The sequence below is a fragment of the Ponticaulis koreensis DSM 19734 genome (assembly GCF_000420665.1).
Taxonomy (GTDB): domain Bacteria; phylum Pseudomonadota; class Alphaproteobacteria; order Caulobacterales; family Hyphomonadaceae; genus Ponticaulis; species Ponticaulis koreensis.
The window spans coordinates 154869-174119 of the sequence record NZ_ATVJ01000002.1 but is presented as its reverse complement, the minus strand read 5'-3'; the positions used below and the strand labels follow the sequence as shown (position 1 = coordinate 174119).

At 53.0% G+C, this 19251-nt stretch carries 15 protein-coding genes and 1 tRNA gene; 3 read left to right on the top strand and 13 right to left on the bottom strand.

Annotated elements, in window-relative coordinates; all coding sequences use genetic code 11:
* Positions 1-3: 3 nt before the first annotated feature.
* A complete protein-coding gene (locus tag G523_RS0112680; protein ID WP_022695436.1) occupies positions 4-1146 on the bottom strand; it encodes a D-alanyl-D-alanine carboxypeptidase family protein in 1143 nt (380 codons plus the stop codon).
* A gap of 81 nt (positions 1147-1227) precedes the next feature.
* Positions 1228-2280, bottom strand: a complete 1053-nt coding sequence (locus tag G523_RS19245) for a septal ring lytic transglycosylase RlpA family protein (RefSeq protein ID WP_022695435.1) — start codon at positions 2278-2280, stop codon at positions 1228-1230.
* 319 nt (positions 2281-2599) lie between these two features.
* Between G523_RS19245 and G523_RS0112670 the strand changes: the two genes are divergently transcribed.
* Positions 2600-2687, top strand: a tRNA-Ser gene (locus G523_RS0112670).
* A gap of 13 nt (positions 2688-2700) precedes the next feature.
* On the opposite strand, the gene G523_RS0112665 is transcribed toward G523_RS0112670, so the two are convergent.
* The 5 genes from G523_RS0112665 to G523_RS0112645 all read right to left on the bottom strand — a co-directional run bounded on the left by G523_RS0112665 (position 2701) and on the right by G523_RS0112645 (position 8743).
* Positions 2701-3834 (bottom strand): glutathione S-transferase family protein, encoded by a 1134-nt coding sequence (locus tag G523_RS0112665; RefSeq protein WP_022695434.1) that lies wholly within the window; start codon positions 3832-3834, stop codon positions 2701-2703.
* A gap of 93 nt (positions 3835-3927) precedes the next feature.
* Complete coding sequence (locus G523_RS0112660) at positions 3928-4434, bottom strand: c-type cytochrome (RefSeq protein WP_022695433.1); 507 nt, start codon at positions 4432-4434, stop codon at positions 3928-3930.
* 28 nt (positions 4435-4462) lie between these two features.
* Complete coding sequence (locus tag G523_RS0112655) at positions 4463-5806, bottom strand: DUF1552 domain-containing protein (RefSeq protein ID WP_022695432.1); 1344 nt, start codon at positions 5804-5806, stop codon at positions 4463-4465.
* Positions 5803-7497 (bottom strand): DUF1592 domain-containing protein, encoded by a 1695-nt coding sequence (locus tag G523_RS19240; RefSeq protein WP_022695431.1) that lies wholly within the window; start codon positions 7495-7497, stop codon positions 5803-5805. Before G523_RS19240 ends, G523_RS0112655 begins: the two co-directional genes overlap by 4 nt.
* Before the next feature lie 19 nt (positions 7498-7516).
* Positions 7517-8743, bottom strand: a complete 1227-nt coding sequence (locus G523_RS0112645; protein ID WP_155802723.1) for a hypothetical protein — start codon at positions 8741-8743, stop codon at positions 7517-7519.
* A 746-nt stretch (positions 8744-9489) separates the two neighbouring features.
* Here G523_RS0112645 and G523_RS0112635 point away from each other — a divergent pair.
* Positions 9490-10092 carry a TetR/AcrR family transcriptional regulator gene (locus G523_RS0112635; protein ID WP_022695428.1) on the top strand — a complete coding sequence of 201 codons (603 nt, stop codon included), beginning with the start codon at positions 9490-9492 and terminating at the stop codon, positions 10090-10092.
* Here the strand turns inward: G523_RS0112635 and G523_RS0112630 are convergent.
* From G523_RS0112630 to G523_RS0112610, 5 genes are all read right to left on the bottom strand, one after another.
* Entirely contained in the window at positions 10089-10856 is a 768-nt protein-coding gene (locus G523_RS0112630) for a TetR/AcrR family transcriptional regulator (protein ID WP_022695427.1), read from the bottom strand. The two genes, G523_RS0112635 and G523_RS0112630, sit on opposite strands and share 4 nt — an antisense overlap.
* A 128-nt stretch (positions 10857-10984) precedes the next feature.
* Positions 10985-11611, bottom strand: coding sequence for a 3-oxoacid CoA-transferase subunit B (locus tag G523_RS0112625; protein WP_027441717.1), 627 nt, complete (start codon positions 11609-11611; stop codon positions 10985-10987).
* A 3-nt stretch (positions 11612-11614) separates the two neighbouring features.
* Positions 11615-12319 (bottom strand): CoA transferase subunit A, encoded by a 705-nt coding sequence (locus G523_RS0112620; RefSeq protein ID WP_022695425.1) that lies wholly within the window; start codon positions 12317-12319, stop codon positions 11615-11617.
* Positions 12320-12585: 266 nt separating this feature from the next.
* A complete protein-coding gene (locus tag G523_RS0112615; protein WP_233347300.1) occupies positions 12586-13266 on the bottom strand; it encodes a histidine phosphatase family protein in 681 nt (226 codons plus the stop codon).
* Between the two features lie 46 nt (positions 13267-13312).
* Positions 13313-14404: a CaiB/BaiF CoA transferase family protein gene (locus tag G523_RS0112610; RefSeq protein WP_022695423.1), complete on the bottom strand. Its 1092-nt coding sequence runs from the start codon at positions 14402-14404 to the stop codon at positions 13313-13315.
* 163 nt (positions 14405-14567) lie between these two features.
* Here G523_RS0112610 and G523_RS0112605 point away from each other — a divergent pair, with 163 nt between their 5' ends.
* On the top strand, positions 14568-15806 hold the full coding sequence (locus G523_RS0112605; protein ID WP_022695422.1) for a hypothetical protein: 1239 nt from the start codon (positions 14568-14570) through the stop codon (positions 15804-15806).
* Here the strand turns inward: G523_RS0112605 and mfd are convergent.
* Positions 15788-19225, bottom strand: a complete 3438-nt coding sequence (gene mfd / locus G523_RS0112600) for a transcription-repair coupling factor (protein ID WP_022695421.1) — start codon at positions 19223-19225, stop codon at positions 15788-15790. The genes G523_RS0112605 and mfd overlap by 19 nt on opposite strands.
* Positions 19226-19251: the final 26 nt, after the last annotated feature.

Genomic DNA, 19251 nt, shown 5'->3' with positions numbered 1-19251 from the left:
CACCTATTGCGGAAGAATCTTCTGGGACAAACCTTCTATCGCCCGCGCGAGCAATCCCGCCCTCGAGACGCCAGTAGCCGCAGCTACCGGGTATACTCCGATAAGCGCATCACCATTGGAGACTTCCAACTGGCCAATAATATCGCCTTCTGAGACGGGGGCAGAGACGGTCTCGGTCAGCACGATTTCAGCGCGAAGGTTGTTTCGCTCCGCACTCGCAAAGGCGATCGTAACATCGTTGGTCAGCACTACAGACACGGTTGGCTCTGTGCCCAACCAGACAGGCACATCAGCGAGTGCATCTCCAGCCGAAAACGGTGTAGCAATAGAGAACTCGCGAAAGGCTGACCTCATGATGCGTTCAGCTTCACGCGCGCGCTCCGTTTCGCTTTCCAGACCATTGATGACGATGTTCCGGCGAACGCCATTCTCAATTGCGGAGCCTACAAGGCCATAGCCTGAAGCCGACAGATGGCCTGTTTTCATGCCGTCCGCACCCTGGAAGCGCGAAAGCAGAGGGTTTCGGTTGGGCTGACGAATGCCGCCCCATTCAAACGCCGGAACGGAATAAATTTCATAATAGTCCGGGAAATTCTCGATGGTGAGCTGAGCTAGGGTCGCCAGATCGTGGGCGCTGATCTCGTGACCTTCAGAATAGAGGCCGGTAGCGTTGTGGAATTCAGCGCTATCGAGCCCGAGTTCCTGTGCTCTGGCGGTCATGAGCTGCGCGAAAGCTTCTTCGGACCCCGCAATGCCTTCAGCAACGACAATGCACGCGTCATTACCGGACTGCACAATAATTCCGTGAAGTAGGTCCATGACGCTCACTTCTTCGCCAATGGCCAATCCCATGGTCGAGCCACCAGAAGCCCAACCACCTTCACGCCATGCGCGCTCACTGACTGTGAAGGTGTCATCAGGCTGCAGGCGACCATCAGCCAGCCGTTCAAATACCATGTAGGCGGTCATAATCTTCGTCATAGACGCAGGGACCATCGGCTCGTCAGCATTGTGCGAGTACAGAACAACGCCGGTTTCGTGATCGACGATAATTGCCTGCGCAGCCGTAGTTTCGAAAGCCGCAGCGGGAAACGCGGCGCATACACCCGCGCAGAGCGATAGAATCACAGAAGAAATTTGTTTCATTCCACTACTTTCACATGAAAACGGCACCCCTGAAAGGAGTGCCGCTGAATGGTGTCTAAATCAAGGAAAGCCGGACGTTCTTTACGGATTTTCGATGAGAATACCTTCATGTCCGAGGCGCGCCATCGTCTGCTGGTTATTGCGAGCCGCATCTTCGGTCGCATAAGGGCCTAGAACGACGCGATAGTAACGTGAACCATTCACCGTAGCGAAGACCACATTCACGTCGGAATTGAGCTGCGATACTTCTGTGCGGAATGCTTCTGCGTTTGAGCGATCACGAAACGAGCTCAGCTGCACATAGTGTGATGGAACCGATTCCATAACTGTGGCTGGCATAATCGGAGCTTGTTCTGAGTGGTAGGCTACGTCGAATAGCTCGGTTTCATATGGATAAGGTTGCTGGATTGGCGGTGCATGTTCTGCGCGGGGCGCCGGACCGATATACCGTACACGAACTTCACCGCTGCCCGGTTCAATCAGGCTGATGCGTTCAGCAGCTGCGTGAGACAGATCGATTTCACGACCACGTGCAAAAGGTCCACGATCATTCACACGAACAATAACGGTTTCATTCGTCTGTGTGTTCGTTACCTCAACATAACTTGGCAGTGGCAGGGTCGGGTGCGCTGCGGTGAAATCATACATATCGTATGTTTCGCCGTTCGCAGTCAGGCGACCGTGGAAGCCTGGTCCATACCAGGACGCAATGCCAACATTGTCGTAAAACGGGTTTTCTTCCGGCACATACGTGATGCCGTTGATCGTGTAAGGATTCCCAACCTTTACATAGCTCGCATAGTCAACCGGATCGACATATGGCAGGCCCGCCTGCGTGACGGCATCAAACTGCGCGGTACGCTGGAGCGCCGGTTCCGGACGGAGGGAGCCAGGAAGCGGCTCATCTGGATATGCGAAAACGTTGGAGCGAACTGAACGGCGAGCATGATGCCGCGCAGATGCGAATTGTTGTCCTGAGGTTTGCGGCTGACTACGTTGCGTTGCACTCTCGTGTCCGTAACGGATAGGCGCGGAGTTGCGATCGGCGGCGCTAGCCTGGCTGGTAAGCGCAGTACCCATCATCAGTGCGACGGCTACAGCCCTGTTGAGGGCGTTTTTGTTGGTCAGGGACATATCTGGTCTTCCCTTGGTCTCGATTTTAAACACCCCTCGCCTGTTGCAAGGAGCTGGCCGGTTTTATTTTTCTCCTGGCCGATTTTGACCGTACGGACCGAAATTTCTCAAAGAGTTAATCGAAAGGAGCGGTTTTATTTACGCTTTTCTCGATAAAGCCCCATTTTCGAACCGAATTAACTATTCGAATTACCTGAACGCCGATGAATCTGAGGTGAATTTCGTGTTAAGGTAAAGCCGAAAACGAAGGAAATTTTTTTTTGTCCCTTTTCGCCACTTGCCAAACGACAAAAATTATTTCATTTCGGCACACCTGACTGGATGAGTGGCAGAGTGGTCGATTGCGGCGGTCTTGAAAACCGTTGAACCGAGAGGTTCCGGGGGTTCGAATCCCTCCTCATCCGCCACCCTTCCCGGTGGTCAGACTTTTTCCCAGATTTCGATATTCTGTTTCCGACCCACGGTGTACGGAAGCTGTGGATCCAAAAGGATCGCCAGCGAATGCCGGTTCAGTATATCTGTAATGAGGCGCTTCGACTCTTCAGAGGCATCGTTCACTGATGCCTGCAAGCGGCGCTGAATATAGAGCATGTAAGGCTGGACAGCGACCTGGACCTGACCGTCGCCGTACCGAACCTTGGTCACGCCTATCGCGCGCTGAGATGGCTTGGGCGACACCGGCTCGCCATCAACGGGGTTATTTTCCAGAAGCCACTTTCGGATAAAGTCGAAACGGTCGGAAATCTCATCGCTGTAATCGCGTCCGATGAAATCAATCAAGGCGTGGAGGGTGTCGGGAATGTTTTGCAAAGAGACGTCAGGAGCCCCCTGAACGTATTCCGGAACATCGTAGGCGCCAGCGTTCATACGCTCCGTCCAGCGGTAAACATTCGGCGCTTCTCGCTTCATTATCGCTTCTGGAACAGGATCACGCCCAAGATGAGCGAATAAAGGCCCAAGCATTCCGTAATCTGCGAGCGTTGGCGCCACCCCCAGAATAAACGGGTAGATACTGAAATGGGCATCCAGCTCTTTCAAAAGTTCGATGAACGATGCCTCGATGTGAGGGATGGATTGCTCTGTGACACCAAGGATAGGCAAATAGCTGCGCATTTTATCCATGACCTTGGCGCTGGACGGATCATCAGGGGCCAGGCCAAAGGCGTGGTCCAGAAACTCTTTTTGATCCGGATAGAACGTCCACCGGTAATGCATCGCAGCTTTAAGCAATGCCTGACTGCCATATAGGAAGAAAAGATAAGCGAGGCTTCTCATCGCTGCATCTGCAGGTAAAGCAGGAGACTTGGGAGATAGCGCTTCTCCAGCCTCTATGATATCGAGGCTATCCTGAATGATCGTGCCATCTGACAGCTCCAAAACAGGAATAATGCCGCGCTTGATTTGCGGATAAATCTTTTCAGCAAAATCCGGGTGGCGAGAGCTGACTTCAGAAACACCGAACTGGTTCATTCTGAGATAAGAGCGGGCAATGACTGTGTAGTAAGAGTGAGGCAGCCCAAATAGCCTTGCGCCCTCAAAAGTTTTATCCGTCACGTGCGTTATCTCCCTGCTCACTTTGATTGAAATGAATAACCCCGCCGGAATGAGTCGGCGAGGTCGCAGTAGATAAACTTTTCTAAGATGGCGCTATTCTTCAGCCCTGAAACGCTCGTGACAGCTTTCGCAGCTCTCACCTACCACCCTGAATTGAGCTCTGATAGCGTCTCCATCGTTCGCGGCAGCTGCTGCGGAGAATTCGGAAACAACACTCTGGAAGGAAGCAAGCTCTTGCTCAAAAGCTTCACGATTATCCCATACTGCCGCTAAAGAATCTGTTTCGAAGCCTGAGTCAGGGCCGGTGCCTTCTGGGAACCACCTTTGCATTTGCGGCGCATAGCTTCGAATGGCTTGAATCGAAAAGATCACGGTTGGGCTGGTCGGGCGTCCGGCACGAAGCTCGTCTCCCACAGCTTTGAATGCCGCGCCTAAATCCTGGAAGTTTGCCTGCCTCGCGTCCACTTGGTCTTTGATTGCCTGCTCTTCGGGCGTGAGAACACGTGGCGCTTCACTCCCTCCCCCACAAGCGGCTAATGTTAAAATGAAGGCCGGAAGAAACACTCTTCCGGCCGCTGACTTAATAAAGTCAAATTTCAAAATTCTTCTCCTACTTACTCGTGACGCATCATGCGTAAAGCTGTGTAACCGGGCTGCTTGTTTCCATAGAACGTGTACCGTAGCTTTCGACTGGAAGTCCGGTGATCTGTTGCATTGTAAGGCCAACACGGGTGATAGGATCACCGTTCGCTACAATGTTCTCCCCGGTTTTCACGCGCCCGCCAAAACTGCCGGCCGTCATCATTGGGATATTCTGAACGGCGTGGATTTTCGCCCATGAAGTATCCGAATGCGCCAATACGAGCGTGTTATCCAGTAGAGTGCCATCACCCTCCGGGATAGCTGCGAGCGCCTCAATGAAGGTCGCAAAACCCTTCATGTTTTCAACGACGAAGTGACTTGTTTCGACTTGATAGCCCAGATCGGAATCTGTGAACTCTTCATGTGTAAACAGGTGATGGCTACTCGCCTCGCCGCTCCTGTGGAGGCTGGACGCTGAATTCGAGAATAGCGCATTGAAGTTCCGTGTCTGATCACATGCAAGGGCCAACGCCAGAAGTCGTGACATCACCGCGTGATTAGCATGCACGTTGGCTAGATCGTAGTTTCCTTCAGCCTGAAGAGGGCTCTCGGGAATTGTGCACGCTTCAGGGATAACAGGCTCCTGAGTCTGAAGTTCCAGCTGCTGTTCAACCTCACGCACAGACGTGAAATATTGGTCGAGACGCTGACGGTCTTCTCTGCCAAGCTGTGCTTCAAGTGCGCGACGTTGCTCACCAACAACGGAGAGGACGCTGAGTCTGCTAAGCGTTCTCGGGTCTGGTTCGAATTCACCCTCACCAGGCCTTTGAAAGCCCGCGCCGAAGATACGATTGTATAATTCAACTGGGGTTGCTTCGGGTGTGTTACGCACTTGTGCCGAGCGAAAACTGTACGCATCGCGTGGATTGCCTGTGGCAGCGAAATCAATCGTTTTGAAGCGTGTGGAAGCGCTCATGTGATCTGCGATGTGATTTTCGAATGTCGGGCCTTCCACCTGTCCGATCTTCTGACACGCAATGCCTGAGCGTAGAGCAAACGTCCCGCTGAAGTGAACGTGGTTTGGACGCCCGTCGAGGATCGCATCAAAACCTGTCATGAAGTTCAAATGCTGCTTTACAGACTCCAGAGGAGCAGATTCTGCCAGCAGATTGAGTTCGCCATTCTCACCTACAGACGGCGTCCAGCGACCGGGTGTAACACCAAGTCCCCAAAACCATGTTCCGAATCTAAGAGGATGAACCGCCCCGCCCTCGGCCAATGCTGAAGGAACAAGGCATTCCAACCATGGTAGGCCGACGCCAATGGCTGTGCCTTGGAACATTCCGCGCAGAAGCGACCTGCGTGAGAGACTTTTTCTGTCGATACTCATGAATTCCTCTCCTGTGCGTTTAATGATGCCTGCTGAAGATCTTCTTGGTCCTGTGCCTGCGGCAACGCGACGGCGAAAAACTCCTCGCTCGAAGCAATTGTCGCCATCAGTTCACGAAAATTATAATCAGAACGTTCAAAACGGCGCATAAGATCAACGTTCCAATAGCTATCGATCTGGGTGTTTGAGCGCCCCGTCGCATAGTGCTGCAACCGTTCTACGACGCATGATGTGGCAGCCTCGTGGTTTGCCAGAATGTTTTCGAGAGCAGGCAAATCTTCGTACTCGATGCCATCAACTTCACCGCTTGTGTCGATCAATTCGCCATGTTCTCGGAGGCGATACATGCCCGCACCGTCAAAGTTTTCCATCGATAAACCAATCGGGTCGATAAACTTATGACAGCTTGCGCAAGCAGCGTCGGTACGATGTTGAGTTAGTCGTGCTCGCGCAGTTCGGAATTCAGGGTTATCCACTTCCTGAACGACGGTGAAGTTCACTGCGGCAGGCGCAGGCGCCACCGTCTGACACAGCAGCGACTGTCTGACTGCAATTCCTCTTAGCGTCGCTGATGATCGGCCCGGATGCGAATGAAGCGCAGTGAATCCCGCATGCGATAGAATTCCACCACGAATATCGTCCTCAGGGAACCGAACGAGTTCCCAGCCTTCCGATGGCACGACCGGAACAGCGTAGATCATCCCCAATGACCGAGTAAGGAAAGTTTCTTTCGCGGTAAAAATTGAAGGATAAGGTGATTCATTGTCGATCAAATGGTAATCCAGAAACATCATCAGCTGTTCGTGTGCGTCTTCCGCAACAGCCTGATTGAATGCCGGATAAATCAGCCGGTCTTTATCCAGTGTTGCGAAACGCGAAAGATCCAGAAAGTCGTCATAAAACGCGCGTGTTCCCTGGCTTAAACGGGGTGACGCGATCATGCGTTCAACCTGAGCTGCAAGTCCTTCCCGCGTGTGAAGTTCTCCTGCGCGTGCGGCTCTGAAAAGTTCATCGTCTGGTGCAGAGTTCCAAAGAAAATAGCTGAGACGTGCCGCCATCGAGTGATTGGTCAGTTGAACGTTGCCGCGTTCATCCTCTTCCACGCGGTCAATAATAAAGAGGAATTGTGGCGAAGACAGCATGCCTTCAATCACAAGTCCGGCCGCTTCCTCAAATGTATCCATCTGATCCATTGAGGCGTTCATGGCGTCAGTCCAAAGTTGAACGTCCTCTTCAGACAATTGGCGACGGAACAGCATCTCGCCAAAATGCGCGACGATCTGCGTCGCACACTGCAGATCGAATTCGTCCGACACAGCTGGCGAACAAGGCATGAAAGTGTCCCAATTGCCGTCAGATACAACCTGGTCGGCAATCGAACCAGCAATTCCGTAATACTGTTCGTAGCCACTGGCGCTAATAGAAGCCTGGGACGCACCGATCGCGCCGAGACCATCCATCCGCACTTCGGGCTCAAAACGCCCTACAACTGTCACGTCTTCGGAAAACACATCAGAGATAGTGTTACGATACTGAGCTTCCGTCAGACGCCTCATTTGTGGTGGCGGAAGTTCACCTTCGAACCCGCCGCCACCAAAAATCATTTCCCTCGTGGAAGGTATCGCGAGAACTGCAGTTGCAATCACGCCGACCCCGATCACAGGAAGAACCAAACTTTTAATTCCGGCCATTTCCTCGCCCTGTATTTTTTTAATATGTTTCGGAATCATCGCTGTCGGAGGCGTTAAGCTCGTCCATCAGCTCTTCCATCATTTCTTCTTCATCACTCTGTCCAAGACTCCGAACCTGACGTTCTCTGAGCTCTGCACCTTCAACCATGATCTGCTCAACCGGCACGCCGTAATAGTCTGACGTGTCCACTACATATTCTACGAGCTGGTTTTCCGGAGGGTGAATAACGAATGCTGGTACTGCTTCAATTCGCATCGCAGTTGAAATTGCCGTGCAGCGACCGGACTCTTCGTCATAGTGGCCATCGGCGTGCTCCTGCAGAGCCGTCCAGACAGCCGGACAGGTGTAACCGTTAGCAACCTGAAGCGCCCCCGCGGCATCATGGAAATTGTTCCAGTATGCGTGATCGAGGTCAAAATAACCCACGAGGTCACCCTCTGCTGATCCGTCTTCATTCAGATCAAGGTGTATTATGGTATCGTAAATCAGGTATTCGGCAGGTCGCCCAGCCCAGCCCAGGCGCGTTCGCAGCGTAAACGGGTCCGTAATCAGCTCGCCATCTACGATACGTCCGGTGCCAAGGCTATGCCAGGTTTTATTGTCTGTGACCGTTATGCTGGCATATGGGAGGCCGTTCTTTTCGCTATCAAAAAGCGTCGGTTCAAAACTCGCATAAACGCCAATCTCAACGGAGTCATCGTTCTGTCGATCATCAACACCACGAATTTCCATGAGAGTCGTTGTTTCGCCGTCGCGATAGGAGCCAATATGGTAATCCTCCATGGCGCCGCCCGCAAATTCCGGATCGCGTCTGAAGCTATCGATACATCCCATCACGCGATACAATTCGTTATCTACGCCGGGAGTGCCGTCCGGGGATGTCAAATCCACGGTCCCACATGTCTCAGCATCCGAACCATTTGATACTAAACCATCAAGATCGCGCCCATATGCAGTTCCGCTTTGAACAGTCCGCATTGGAGGATCGTCATATGATGTCGGAATGTTGCAGATTGACTCGCCTCCCTGTTCGGCCATACGTCGCGCAGACAGAGCATAGCCCATCCGGTAATAAGTGGAGCGGTTTTCAGGTCTCAGTAGAAACTCCTGGCGTTCCTCTGGTAGATCCATGATGGCAACATCACGTAATGCCATGGCCCAACCTTCAGGACAGTCCTGCGGTGTCTCATGAACATCGTACCAAAAATACGTAAAGGCGAGACCAATCGTTGTAGGATCGCTCACAGCGATCCGCGCCGGTTCCGCGATATCGGCTAAAGTTCTTGCTTCCGCGGCCCTCGACTCTTGCGCGCTGGCCGCGCCAATGAGTCCAAGAGCAGCCGCACTACAAATTAGGGTGCGCCTGAAGTTGTCGGCCATACATCATCCTCCCGAATATTTTTGTTATGCCTGTTTGGCGGTCCATGACACGCAGTGTCCGAGTGGATTTGCTGGAAGGCTATCGATCAGACACTCACCACAGTTTTCTTCGGTTCCGCTGTAAAACTCACAGTTCAGACAGTTTCGACCATCAACGCGGGAAAGTTCCGCGTAACTCCGGCCTTCCCGAGACAGCATTTCGCTTCGCGAGATCGAGCTGCTGGTTGCGCACTGAAGGCCGCCTGAGCCAGCGCCTCCGCACGAGGACAGAACAACGCCTCCAGCGGTCAAAACTAGCGAACCTTTCAAGAAGCCACGCCGCGACGGAATAATGTTTTTTTCTTTCGTCATCGATTCCTATTTTCCTCCGTATTTTAAATTATCCTGAACAGGTTTAGAGGTCAATGACAATCGCACTAATTGCGACGCATCCGGGAGGTGGTGCTCCGGCTGTATTCAATAATAATTAAACACGAAACCAGATTCGTTAGATCTGCTCTGAGCGTCTCACTAATCTCATAGAATTTGTTGCCGGTTTTAAATAATCCCGTTTGTCATTGCCTGAGTGTGGCGGTAGGACAGAAGCGAACAAATTCCGCGAAAGTTCAGGTATGAACCACACATCAGACCTCTTGAGTTCGAGCCAGCGTCGCATTCTAAGGGCGGCAAACTCTGTGTTTCTGGAAGGCGGGGTTATGCCCATTTCACTGGCGGCAGTCGCCGACCAGGCGAATGTGAGTCGGTCTTTGATCTATTCGCACTTTCCGACCCAGCATGATCTTATGAACGGCGTCCTTCAGCTCCACTTATCGATAATAGCGAGGGTGAATGAACTGGCTCGAAGGTCGCCATCTGAAAAGGACGCGTTGACACAAAGCGCCCTGGCTTACTTTGACGGAATGCTCGAGGAAGGGCCAACGCTCGCCTTGGCGCCAAATGATTCATTTCTTAGCGGACGGATGAACGAAGCGTTTCAAGCTGCTTCCGTGAGCTGCCTTCATGCCCTGGCGCGGGCAGCGAAAAGACTATTCAAAGTGTCATCACGCGAGGCCATTTCAAGCATCGTAATGCTAAAATCCCTGCCGGATGAAGCGGCGTTACTCGCCTGGAGCGGACAGATTGAAGCTGAGATATGCAGGGAAACGTTGGAGGACAGTTTTAGACGCGCCATCGATTCAATGACGTATCACAATGCCGTTTATCCGGCAGGTTAATCGCTCAACGCGGAGTCTGTAATGACGGGCACACATAGGATTTCTGCCTGCTCGAGCGAAATACGATTCTGCGCGACAAGGTGACCTGCCTTACGAACAAAGGCTGACATCATCTTGGTTTTGAGAATAGCCTGTTGTTCCGAAAGCTTTGTATTTTCCACAATGACATTCACATGCCGCGCAAGCGCTTCGCCCCGCTCCGCTTTCGCCCGTTCATCAATAGCTTTCCGTAGCTTGGAGTCAGCTGAAATCTGTTGAAGCAGTGGCCCGCGCCGAGCAGCTTCCCTGAGGTATGAAACAGAAGACATCACGATCTTGGTAATACGCGTCGTGCCACGAGGAATGATACGCTTCCGTACACGCTCGAAAGCCTGATATTCCTCGTAAGCAAGTTCGACCAGGATGTCTTCGCGGGTCGAATAGCAATTGTGAGCCTGCGCTTCACTGATTCCGAGGTTTCTCGCGATCTGTCGAAGAGAGACCTCGTGAACCCCGTCGGTTGTCGCGATTTTCCGCGCTTCTTCCAAAACCTGACGTTTTCGCTGCGCTAATGGAAGACGGGTGCGAGAACGCCGTGAAGAACTGACACGACCACCAATACTGATTTCCTCGTCGGGATCATCCAGAGCGTCAACCAGAGCTTCAATATCGGGAGACACACCGTTCGCCCAAAAGCCTTTGGGCGGTCTTTCTATATCCACGCGATCGCATATTTTTGCGAGACCGTTCGGAGACAATCCGAAGTCAGACGCAAGAGCTGTCATTGGCTTGCTCCAGACAAGCTCTAACAGCTCCCGCTTGTTAAGTTTATGCGGCGCACTCATAATAGCAGCTATACCCAACTCGCTGGCGAATAATCAATTCGCCAGAATATTAAATTCAGGCAAGTGACCTAAACGAGGGTCGCCTCAGTTTTACTGCGCACTTCATCTTCAGTGACTTCAGGCGCGAGCTCAACGAGTTTTAGTCCGCCTTCGACGACGTCAAAAACACCCAAATCTGTAATAATCCGGTCGACCACACCCTGTCCTGTGAGCGGCAAAGTACACGCTTTGAGCAGTTTGCTTTCGCCCGCCTTGTTGGTGTGATCCATCACAACGACAATGCGCTTGACGCCAGCTACGAGGTCCATCGCACCGCCCATACCTTTTACGAGCTTTCCCGGGATCATCCAATTCGCCAGATCACCATTCTCAGCAACCTCCATCGCGCCAAGAATGGCAAGATTGATGTGGCCCCCACGAATCATCGCAAAGCTGGTCGATGAAGAGAAAAAGCTAGAACGATCAAGTGTCGTGATCGTCTGTTTTCCGGCATTTATAAGGTCCGGATCTTCTTCGCCCTCATACGGAAATGGGCCCATTCCGAGCATGCCGTTTTCAGACTGTAATGTCACATCAACGCCGTCCGGGATGTAATTCGATACGAGCGTAGGGATACCAATTCCGAGGTTCACGTAGAAACCGTCTTCAAGCTCCTGAGCTGCGCGCTCAGCCATCTGATCTCTTGTCCAAGGCATAACTCAGGCCTCCTCGCGCTTACGTGTTGTAACTTTTTCAATCCGCTTCTCGTGAGCGCCTTGAATAATGCGTTGAACGAAAATGCCAGGCGTATGGATGAAGTTTGGATCGAGTTCTCCGACCGACGCCATTTCTTCGACTTCAGCGATGGTCACACGCCCCGCTGTAGCCATATCGTGATTGAAGTTCAGAGCCGTCGCATTGTAGACAAGATTGCCCTGCGCATCGCCCTTATAAGCCTTCACGATCGAGAGGTCAGCTACGAGGCCTGTCTCAAGGATATACGTCTCACCGTTGAAGTCTTTGTGTTCTTTGCCATCGGCAATCACAGTGCCTACGCCTGTTTTCGTATAGAAACCCGGTATCCCTGCACCGCCTGCGCGACACCGTTCGGCGAGCGTACCTTGTGGGTTGAACTCAAGCTCGAGCTCGCCATTCAGATACTGGCGCTCAAACTCTTTATTCTCGCCCACATATGAGGAAATCATCTTTTTGACCTGACGATTCTCGAGCAGAAGCCCAAGTCCAAACCCATCAACACCAGCATTGTTCGAAATGATGGTCAGGTCCTTCACGCCGGACTGGCGAATCGCTTCGATAAGAAGTTCTGGAATGCCGCACAGACCAAATCCGCCGGACATAATAGTCATCCCATCGAACAACAGACCGTCCAAAGCGGCGGCTGCGTCGGAATAGGTTTTCTTCATGATTCTTTCCTCGACATTGCGGGTTTCCTCGCCCCGATAACGGCATCTGTATTCAAGGATCTATAAAAATTCAACACTTGTTGAATAAAAGAATGGCCGATGAAAAACATCGGCCAGTTAGCAAGAAGGACACAAAAGCGAGAAAGCTAAACGGCTCTATCGCTCAGTGAGTTCAAACTACCCGATCCCATCTGAACGCTATCAGAACATTTCTGTTGCCATCTGTTCATAAAACAGAGGAGCAGAAAACATACCTGAACAGATATTCAGTCCCGATGGAATATGGCTTCCAGGCTACGGAGGTTCATGCCGTGCTTTTCGTAGTTTAGCGGCGTGAGATTTACCGCCTTGATGAGTTTTCGCTCAATGGCGTGACCCGAACCATCAGGTACGAGATCGACATCCAGAATATTGATGCAACCGGTGTCTTGCTCGAAACTGACCGAAGCGTTCAGTCCAGCGTTACAAAACCAGCTCAAAATCACGCGGTTAATACCTTCATGCCCCACGATGAGCGCGTTACTCCAGCCGGGACGGTCTATCAGCGCCAATAGCCCCGCAATTGCGCGCTCGCGTCCGTCGGTGAATTTCTCACCGCCGTCCAGAAATGTTGCGCCGGGTTTATCTGCATTTTCAAACTGGAACGTCATCGTCGCAGCGAGCTGTTCGCGGCTTTCAAACTCTATGAACGTCCCGCTATTCAACTCCTCAAACCGCTGATCATCTTCGAGTTCGGGCGGAGTACCAGCCTGCCAGTCCTGAACAAACGTCGCGGTTTCCCGACTACGTCGCAGCCCTGAACACATCAGAATATCAAATGGGATAGCCGCCAAAGCCTGACCAGCGGCGTTAGCTTCTTCCTGTCCTTGAGGGGTTAGCCGCGCAAGCCTTGGATTTTTGGATTGCACGACTTCTTCGGATAAATAATCAACATGGCCATGGCGCATTAGATATATACGCCGCCGCCCTGTTGTCCCCTCAAGATACGTCATCTTAGCTGATACCCCATTCCTTCAAGACTTCTTTAGAATGCTCACCACGTTTCGGGGGCGGCGCCTGAACCGCTCCGGGCGTCTTAGAAAAGCGCGGGGCAGGTGCAGGCTGCACGACACCTTCGACAGAAACGAATGTTTTACGCTCCAAATTGTGCGGATGCGACGGAGCTTCGTCCATAGTCAATACCGGCGCAAAACAGACGTCGGTGCCTTCCATGATGTCGCTCCATTCATCGCGTGTTTTCTGCTTAATGATATCAGAAAGCTTCTGTTTTAGTTCTGGCCAGTCAGACTTACTCATCTGCTTGGTAAACTGCTCATCCTGGATGCCGGCTTTTTCCAGAAGTAGCGCATAGAACTGAGGCTCAATTGAGCCAATAGACACATATCCTCCACAGGAGCACTCATATGTGTCGTAGAAGTGAGCTCCGCCATCAAGAAGGTTGTCGCTACGGTCTGACGACCAAAGCCCGGACGCCTTCATTCCATAGAACATGGCGCTAAGCGAGGCCGCGCCATCTGTCATGGCCGCATCAATCACCTGCCCCTCTCCGGTCTTTTCTGCATGAAGCAATGCTGCACAAATGCCAAAAGCGAGATAGAGGGCGCCGCCACCATAGTCGCCGACAAGATTGAGCGGTGGCGCAGGCGGTCTGTCAGCGTGCCCCATAGCGCCCAGAGCGCCCGTCAGAGCTATATAGTTGAGATCATGGCCAGCAGCTTTAGACAGCGGACCAAACTGCCCCCACCCAGTCATCCGCCCATAAACAAGCTTTGCATTTCGTGCGAGTGCCACATCCGGGCCGAGCCCCATTTTCTCCATCACGCCGGGGCGATACCCTTCAATAATCGCGTCCGCTTTCTCGACGAGCTTGAGAGCCGTCTCGATACCCTCCGGAGATTTAAGATCGAGCGCGATCGAGCGTCTGCCGCGACCCGTGACATCATTTTTTGAGCCACCAGGCGGCCCCGGGCGATCAACGCGCACCACGTCCGCGCCCAGATCGGAAAGTAGCATCCCGCAGAATGGGCCGGGACCAATCCCTGCAAATTCGACAATCTTCAAACCGTTGAGAGGCCCATTAGCCATTTTTCTCTCCCTCGCATTTTTATCTGAGAGAGAGTTTCGGCAGCTTTCGCAGAAATGAAAACCCCTCCCCTAGCGGCAAGCCTGTAAGCGAATGGCATAACCTGCCGTTAACCCTAAACCGTCAAACAGGAGGTCAACAAAATCAGGTCTGACGGTGCCACGAATGTTCACTCAAATCGCTTTGATCGCAGATGACAGCCGTAGAGATTATCTCAAAGATGAGCTCGCACGGTTCGGTATAGCTGCGGCAGCCCGTGGAGCTGATCCGGCGTCTCTTGCGGGCGTACTGATTGACGGTTTCTCGACCGAGGTAGACACAGCGGCGTTCGATGCACCTGATAATCAGTTCTGCGCCCTGCTCGCGTCACCATTCGAAACTTCGGTGAACAGCCCTGAAGGCTTCGCACTTTCTCCTTCCGTAACATCGTTTGTTCAGCAGTTTCGCATCCACCAGCGCCAGCAGCAGGTGCTTCGTGAAGCCGAACTGCGACGTCAGACGCTCGATAAGATGGGCGCCAGTTTCGTGAACCCGAATGGCTTCACATCGATCAGAGGCAAATCGATTCTGTTCTACGGAGAGCCGAGCGCTCTATATTTGAAATTCAAGCGGGCGATGACCGAAAAGGGGCACGCCGTTGAAGCTGTACTCTCTGAACGGACCGCGTTCGAAGCACTTCGAACACACAACCCGGCTGCTTTTGTTGTTCACATTCGGAATGCATTCTATCCGTACGAGCTGTTAGATCACGTTCATGGCCGCGCGGATCTGAAATCCATGCCCGTAATCGGCATTGCAGATACCGGCGAAGTGCTGCCAGACAGTCTCGATGCACTGTCTGCGCTTGTTCGTGTTGGTGCGGACTTCGAAACGGCATCCGCCTCTATGACGCGTTTTGTTGAGAACAGTATTATTTCAGCACCTGTTCATGCACCTGATTGCCTGGCGCCGGCTCGAGACACGTACTCTAATTGTTTCAGCCGCGAATTCGCAGAACTTCACATTCTCGAACAGGCCGCACAGGCTCGGCGGCTGTCCCAACCCATCACGGGCGCTGTCGTTCAGCCATTCAAACTCGAATCAGGCGATGCCTTCTCCGCTACAGGGCTAAGCCCTTTCTCCGCTCTGCTTCATTCGGTTGTCAGGCAGCAGGATTTTGTCACACGCGCCGATTGGGCGGATTTTGTTATCACGATGCCGGGCGCATCTGTCGTCGAGGCCGAAGGCGCTCTTGATCGGGCGCGTCGTGTACTGGAAATGACGCCTTCGAAAACCGGAGAGTATTTCAGCTTTCGGTTTGAGTTGAACGAGCTACAGCCGACCCAATCAGCTGCGCATTTCATGAAACGTTTGATGGATCGCCCCGCATCTGCTGCCCGCGGCGCTCAGTCTAACGTCGCCTGAAGCTGACCAAGCAATTGTCGAACGCCTCGCGCTTTTTGTGTGGCGTTGTTCCAGCTCGCGCTGAGGACTAATTTGAAGTCTGGACGTAGCTTCAACTGGTTCGGCCGCTTCTGGACCAGCGCAACAAGCTTGCCTGGTTCAACAGGCGACTTATCACGGAAGGCGAACACTGCACCTTTCGGTCCAGCATCGAGTTTAGCGATCCCCAACGTTTTACAAGCTGCCTTAATCGACGCGATATCAAGAAGCTGCACGGTCTCATCAGGCAGCGGACCAAACCTATCAATCAGTTCCGCCGCGAACGCTTCCCGGTCGTCGTTGTTTTCCACGTCAGCCAGACGTCGATAGAGGCTCATACGCGTGCCGAGATCAGCGACGTAGTCTTCCGGGATGAGTGCCGCGAGCCCGAGATTGATTTGCGGAGACCAATCGTCCTCGAAGTCTTCACCACCTTGCTGAAGCGCTTTGACGGCGTCCTCAAGCATGTTCTGATAAAGCTCGACGCCAACTTCACGAATATGGCCGGACTGCTGATCCCCGAGCAGATTCCCGCCACCACGCATATCCAGATCATGGCTAGCAAGCATGAAGCCTGCGCCAAGACTATCGAGCGACTGGAGGACCTTGAGACGTTTCTCCGCCGAATCGGTGAGCATCTTGTCTTTTGGTGTCGTGAAATAGGCGTAAGCGCGGAGCTTGGAGCGGCCGACACGTCCTCGCAGCTGATACATTTGCGCAAGGCCGAACATATCCGCCCGGTACAGAATCAGGGTGTTCGCGCGCGGGATATCAAGACCGGCTTCTACGATCGTTGTGGAGAGCAGAACATCATACTTCCCATCGTAGAAATCCGTCATGATTTCATCGAGTTCACCGGCAGCCATCTGGCCATGAGCCGTAATGAAGCTCACTTCAGGAACATTCTCTTTCAGGAACCGCTCCAGCTCCGGCAGGTCTTTCACCCTCGGTGCGACGATAAACGCCTGACCACCACGATAGCGCTCTCGTAGCAGAGCCTCGCGGATCGTCAGCATATCGAATTCGGTTACATAGGTTCGGACCGACAGACGGTCGACTGGCGGCGTGGCGATGATCGATAGCTCACGAATACCTGTGAGCGCCATTTGAAGTGTACGCGGGATGGGTGTCGCCGACAGTGTCAGGACATGGACGCCCGATTTCATCTCTTTCAGGCGTTCTTTGTGCTTCACGCCGAAACGTTGTTCTTCATCGATGACAAGCAAGCCAAGGTTCTGAAAGTCGACATTCTTTGCGAGAACAGCGTGCGTACCGACGACAATATCAATACTACCAGTCTTGAGGCCTTCCCGAGTGAGGTTGGCTTCTTTTGTCGTAACCAGTCGCGACAACTGGCCAACTTTCAACGGCCAACCAGCCAGACGATCCTTGAATGTCTGATAGTGCTGACGTGCGAGTAGCGTCGTCGGAGCAATAATCGCGACCTGTACGCCAGACATTGCCGCGACAAATGCGGTGCGCAAAGCGACTTCGGTTTTGCCGAAACCAACATCACCGCAGATAAGGCGATCCATTGGTTTTCCGGATGCCAGATCACCGAGGCATTCTTCAATAGCGCGGAGCTGGTCCTCGGTTTCTTCGTATGGGAAGCGAGCCGAGAATTCCTCATAAACGCCCTGCCCCTCATCTATGACCACGCCCTTGCGCATAGCCCGCTCTGCAGCGATCTTGATGAGGCCGTCGGCCATCTCCATGATACGCTTTTTGGCGCGCGCTTTGCGGCTCTGCCAGGCAGTTCCGCCCAGCTTGTCCAGAACGCCTTCGCCGCCATCTGAGCCGTATCGCGAAACAAGCTCGATATTCTCGACAGGTAACAGCAGCTTGTCTCCACCGTGATAGTGAAGCTCGAGGCAAGCATGGGGTGCACCAGACACCTCGACTGTGACGAGTCCTTTGTAGACCCCGACACCATGTTCAACGTGAACAACAAGATCGCCAGGCGTGAGAGATGCAGCCTCTGCAATGAAATTCGCTGCTTTACGACGCTTACGTGGCCTGCTGATCCGTTCTCCCAGAATGTCTTGTTCCGATAGGACGCTCAGGCCTTCCAGCTCAAAACCCGCATCCAATGGCAATTCGGCGATTGCGAGCCCTGCGGACCGGGCGCCATCAAGGCTATAAGCCCGCTGAATGGAATCCAGTCCATGGTCATTCAGTACATTGATAAGGCGATCGGCTGAACCATCTGACCACGCGCCAAGCAACACCGCATCTCCTCGCGCGCGAAGCGATTGGATGTGAGAATTGACAGCATCAAATACATTTTGATTCTGCGCCCGCTCAGGCCCGAAGTCTCGCGCCGCACGGACGTCGAGGCTTAAGTGACCAGCACCGGGATCGGTATCGCGGGGTGAGAACCTCGCGGACGAAAATTGCCCAAGATGCTTTTCAGCTTCTTTCCACGGAATGTACAACGCAACGGGCGCGAGCACGCGTGCGTTTTCCTTGTTTCCGGCAGCATGCTCACGTGCCTGAAAATAATCCTCTGCCTGAGCAAACTTTTCTTTGGCAGACTCTATTGCGTTTGGATCAAACGCAATGATGGAACCCGCAGGAAGATAGTCGAAAACCGTATCCAGGTGATCGTGAAATAGAGGCAGCCAGTTCTCAATGCCCTGACGACGGATTTTAGATCGCGCAGCCTCAAACATCGGATCGCCGGCTGGCGGTCCAAATGTTTCAATGAATTTGGTTCTGAAACGCGATAGCGCTTCATCGGTGAAAAAGATTTCGCTGACCGGAGAGAACTCAACCGATTTCAGCTGGCGCGTCGACAATTGGGTTTCAGGATCAAAACACCGGAGCGACTCGAGCGCGTCTCCGAAAAAGTCGAGTCGGACCGGCTCCGGCTCTCCGGGAGCAAAAATGTCAACGATACCGCCTCGTTGAGCATACTCGCCGCGGTCTCGAACGGTTGGAACGCGCGTATAGCCGTTGGCAATGAGGAAGCTGTCTAATGTATCCTGAGCGATAATCTGGCCGGGCTTCAAAGCAAGAGACGCATCTTTTAGCGTTTCTTTCGGGGCGCACCTCTGAGCGATCGCAGCTGATGTCGTAATGACCAAGCGGGCTTTCGGTTCAGAATCCTGAGCCAGAGCCGCTAGCGCGGCACAGCGTCTTGATGCGACAGCAGCCGTGGGGCTCACCCGGTCATACGGTAGATTATCCCAGGCGGTCAGTCGCAGAATTTCAAGCGCTGGATCGTAAAACTCGGCAATCTGCGCCGCGGCCTGCGCGCGCCGGTCATCAGACACTACGAATAAGACTGTTCGATCAGACGCACGCGCTTCACGTACGATTTCCAATAGCTCCGCACCAAACGGCGCGGAATAGATCGTTTCGACATCTACGCCAGCGCGCAGTTCCTGAAGAGCGGTCATGAAAGTTTCAATTTTTTGAAGAGAGG

Bases quoted from the DNA above. Each gene is read 5' to 3' on its own strand.
- G523_RS19245 (WP_022695435.1), bottom strand. From the start codon at position 2,280: ATGTCCCTGACCAACAAAAACGCCCTCAACAGGGCTGTAGCCGTCGCA.
- mfd (WP_022695421.1), bottom strand. From the start codon at position 19,225: ATGACCGCTCTTCAGGAACTGCGCGCTGGCGTAGATGTCGAAACGATC.
- G523_RS0112630 (WP_022695427.1), bottom strand. From the start codon at position 10,856: ATGACAGCTCTTGCGTCTGACTTCGGATTGTCTCCGAACGGTCTCGCA.
- G523_RS0112620 (WP_022695425.1), bottom strand. From the start codon at position 12,319: ATGAAGAAAACCTATTCCGACGCAGCCGCCGCTTTGGACGGTCTGTTG.
- G523_RS0112615 (WP_233347300.1), bottom strand. From the start codon at position 13,266: ATGCGCCATGGCCATGTTGATTATTTATCCGAAGAAGTCGTGCAATCC.
- G523_RS19240 (WP_022695431.1), bottom strand. From the start codon at position 7,497: ATGGCCGGAATTAAAAGTTTGGTTCTTCCTGTGATCGGGGTCGGCGTG.
- G523_RS0112680 (WP_022695436.1), bottom strand. From the start codon at position 1,146: ATGAAACAAATTTCTTCTGTGATTCTATCGCTCTGCGCGGGTGTATGC.
- G523_RS0112625 (WP_027441717.1), bottom strand. From the start codon at position 11,611: ATGCCTTGGACAAGAGATCAGATGGCTGAGCGCGCAGCTCAGGAGCTT.
- G523_RS0112610 (WP_022695423.1), bottom strand. From the start codon at position 14,404: ATGGCTAATGGGCCTCTCAACGGTTTGAAGATTGTCGAATTTGCAGGG.
- G523_RS0112635 (WP_022695428.1), top strand. From the start codon at position 9,490: ATGAACCACACATCAGACCTCTTGAGTTCGAGCCAGCGTCGCATTCTA.
- G523_RS0112605 (WP_022695422.1), top strand. From the start codon at position 14,568: ATGTTCACTCAAATCGCTTTGATCGCAGATGACAGCCGTAGAGATTAT.
- G523_RS0112655 (WP_022695432.1), bottom strand. From the start codon at position 5,806: ATGAGTATCGACAGAAAAAGTCTCTCACGCAGGTCGCTTCTGCGCGGA.